The sequence below is a fragment of the Kitasatospora sp. NPDC047058 genome (genome assembly GCF_040643935.1).
Lineage (GTDB): Bacteria > Actinomycetota > Actinomycetes > Streptomycetales > Streptomycetaceae > Kitasatospora.
Genome location: NZ_JBEYVJ010000962.1, coordinates 1 through 1,049, shown reverse-complemented (window position 1 = coordinate 1,049; position 1,049 = coordinate 1). Strand labels below are relative to the sequence as shown.

General features: G+C 72.4%; 1 protein-coding gene and 1 pseudogene. Both read left to right on the top strand.

Features of this window, described 5'->3' with window-relative positions; genetic code table 11:
• On the top strand, positions 1-242 hold a 242-nt coding region (locus ABZ885_RS41960), incomplete at its 5' end, for a hypothetical protein (protein WP_360200572.1).
• Positions 243-329: 87 nt separating this feature from the next.
• Positions 330-1,049, top strand: a pseudogene (locus ABZ885_RS41955) (hypothetical protein); the annotation flags it as partial.

Here is a 1,049-nt window from a genome sequence, read left to right as displayed (position 1 = left end):
GAGAAGGGGCGGATCACGATGATCCGGATCCGGGGCCGCGGTCGGGCCGTGTGTACCGGGAGCCGGTGGCGGGGCCGTTGGACGGGCTGCTGCTCGATGTCACGGGTTGGAGCAGCGAGGAGATCGCTGAGGGCGCTGCCCTGGCGACGGAGATCGGGGCCTACGGTGCCGGCGGGCGTGCTCATTACGGTCGCCGGCCCGGGGACGGACGGTACTGGGACTGGGAGGGTGACAGCGCCTGATCGGCGCTGGCGGGCGTGTGCTTCCGGTGGGCGGCTCGTTGAGCGGGTGTGGCCGATGAGACGAGGGGACCCGGGTCGGCGGGGCCGATGCTGTGGGCGCTGGAGGTTCGAACGGCGTGGCTGGGGCCGCCTTTCGCGGAGCTGATTGTGGAGGTCGGTGCGGAACTGCATGACCGGTTGACGGTGGACGCGGTTGAGAGCGGCTTCGTTCTCGCGGTTGGGGAGCCGCCGGCGACGAGCGCGGTCCTCGAGGTCGCCGGCCGGCGCCTGGCGCGGTTGGTACTGGTGAGCTTCCCCCGCTGGGCGGGAGGTGGTGACTACCTGGTCAGGGCGGGTGTGGGTGGTTCGACGGCCACCGGTTCGGTCGTCGCCTGGTCGGCGTCTCTGACGGCAGGGGAGCGGGCCGGGTACCGCAAGGGCCTCGAGGCGGCCCGGGCGCTGGACGTGTTCGGCAAACGCCCCTGCACCTGGCGCAACCACGCCTGGGAGGGCGACCACGTCCAGGCCCCGCTGCGCTTCGTCGCCGACGGCCAGCTGGTACGCCCGTACGTGACGTGGTTCATCGACTGCGCGACGAGAGCGATCACCGGGGTAGCGGTCACCCCGGGCTGCCCCTCACGCGCCTCGATCCTGATCGCGCTGCGCTCCGCGGTGCTGCGCACCGGGCCGTACGGACCCACCGGGGGCCGACCGGAGACCGTGCGGATCGACCGCGGCAAGGCGATCGCCGGTCTCGGCGTCGATGAGCACGGTCGAGTAGCGGTGCCGGCGCTTGAGTGCGAGGTCGTGTGGATGCCGAGGCTGCCC